The organism is Prosthecobacter sp. (assembly GCF_020439865.1).
GTDB lineage: Bacteria > Verrucomicrobiota > Verrucomicrobiia > Verrucomicrobiales > Verrucomicrobiaceae > Prosthecobacter.
The window spans coordinates 1-2,229 of record NZ_JAGRPF010000128.1 but is presented as its reverse complement, the minus strand read 5'-3'; the positions used below and the strand labels follow the sequence as shown (position 1 = coordinate 2,229).

The window sequence follows — 2,229 nt, the reverse complement described above, 5'->3', positions numbered from 1 at the left end:
TCGCGACGTCGGTGCCCTCGACGTACTCCATGACGATGTAGAGCAGCCCGCCTTCCGTCTCGCCGAAATCATGCACGGCCACGATGCCGGGGTGGCTGAGTTTTCCCATCGCCTTGGCCTCGTTCTTGAAGCGTTCCGCGAAGCTGGCATCCGCCTCCTCAAGGGCGTTGGAGAGGATCTTGATCGCCACCTGGCGATCCAATGAGATCTGCTTGCCCATGTAAACGGCACCCATGCCGCCACGGCCGAGCATCTTCACGATCTCGTATTCCGGCAGCAGCTTGTGCAGTTCCTCCGCCGTGGGAGGCACCCACGGGCCGGAGGGCTTGCTGCCTTCATTCGTGCCGAGCAGCTCGCGCCCCAGCGCGCTGAGATTGGCGTCGTTTTCCGGGGTAGAAGGGTCTGTGCTCATGAGGTTCTACCAGAGACTAATGAAAGCAGGACAGGCGGTTACAGACAAAGCAAAGATTTTGGACGGGAAGTCGTCATGGCAGTTCGATGACGACACGGAAGCCGACCATCGAGGCATCCCCGTCACGCGGCATGGTGAGGCGCCAGTTGACGGTGCGGGGCGGACCAAAGTTTTCCCAAGAGTGCCCGCGGATCACGCGCTGCGCCCTGATGGCCGGATCATGCCAGTCGTCACACCATTCACCGGCATTCCCCCACAAATCGTGGAGGCCATCCGCCGTCGCTGAAAAACTGCCAACGGGCGCGGTGAAGGCAAATCCATCGTTCATCCCCTTGTAGTTTGCGAAATCGTTCGGCGGGTTTTTGGCCGTTCCCCAAGGATAAGCCCCCACACCTCGGGGACTTTTGGCGGCAGGACTCAGCCTGGGGTCCTCCGTGGCACCGATGCCTGCGGCACAGCTCCATTCGTGATCGCTGGGCAGGCGACAAACCACATTCTCCTTTTTAGACAGCCATTTGCAGAACCGCACGGCGTCATCCCACGACACGTTGACCACCGGGTGATCGCCGGTTTGGGTGACACCGCCTGCGCTGAGGTTTTGCCAGGCGGCATCACTCACCGAGTTGGCCTTCGCGAATTCGGCGAAGTCTTTCACCCGTGTCTCCCACACGCTGAACAGCAGCGTCTTTCCATCCGTGGGGCCGCCCGTGATGCGGATGGGAACGAACTTCATGCCGAGCGAGTTCACGAAGGGCTTGTCCTTGGTGGCAGTCGATGGAGAAGAGGAAACGGGGAGAGTTGGAGATGAAGTCACCGGCTTTGGCGCGGGCACAGAAACGGAAGACGTCGGCTGCGCGGCTGTGGCCGGGAGTTCGATGACGACGCGGAAGCCATAAACATTAAAGCGGTCTCCCGGAGGCTGCTCCGTACGCATGCTCGAAGCCAGATGGTTCCGCCAGCCACGATTCCAAGCGGCACCCCTCAGAATCTTTTCCGTAGGTTTTTGAGGACTCGGCGTTTCACACCACTCCCACACATTTCCACCGAGGTCGTGGATGCCGAGGTTGTTTGCAGGAAAGCTCATCACCGGGGCGGTGAGGATGAATCCATCCGTGTAGCCCGGGATGGAGCCATAATCCCCTTTGATACGCCCGATCGTGCTGTCATCGGCATAGTTGCCGATCGCGCTTGTCGGAGGCCACTGGTTTCCCCATGGGAATTCGTCACCACCGACGGCCTTGCTCCATTCGTCGTCGGTCGGCAGGCGGTAGCGGACGCCCTCACGCTCAGTCAGCCAGTCGGCAAACGCGACGGACTCCAGCCAACTCACTTTGATGACCGGGTGTTGGTCTGTTTCGCGAGATTCTCCCTCCAATGGGAACGGAATGCGCCATTCGCTGTTCCCCGTCGGTCTTGCATCGTCGAATGCTGCAAAATCCCGCCGCCTCGTCTCATGGATGCACATGAGCACCTTCGTGCCCGGAACCGGCACAAACTTCATGCCGAGGGCGTTCACGAAGGGACGGTCCTTGGTGGCTTCGGCGGGGTTCGTGGTCGTAACGCTCGACGGCGTTGGAGCAACTGCGGTGGGCGCACCAGTCTTGAACGCCGCCATCATCTGCGTGCGATACTTCTCGACAGATCCGGCCTCCGCAGTCTTGCCCGCCTGCACCAGCGAGGCTTGAACGGTGGCCAGAGACTGGTCGAGGCCGGCGATGAGCGTGGACTCGATCTTCGCGACTTCGCGCACGAAGATGTCGCGCAGTTCCTTGAGGCGTTGCGGTGCGGGATCAGCCACGGCGGCTAGCGCTGGCAGC

2 protein-coding genes are annotated in these 2,229 nt (G+C 61.0%); both read right to left on the bottom strand.

Going from position 1 to position 2,229, the window contains the following annotated elements:
* On the bottom strand, positions 1-412 hold a 412-nt coding region (locus tag KDL09_RS15085; protein ID WP_294386690.1), incomplete at its 3' end, for a protein kinase.
* Between the two features lie 73 nt (positions 413-485).
* The coding region (locus KDL09_RS15080) for an SUMF1/EgtB/PvdO family nonheme iron enzyme (RefSeq protein ID WP_294386687.1) at positions 486-2,229 on the bottom strand (1,744 nt) is incomplete at its 5' end.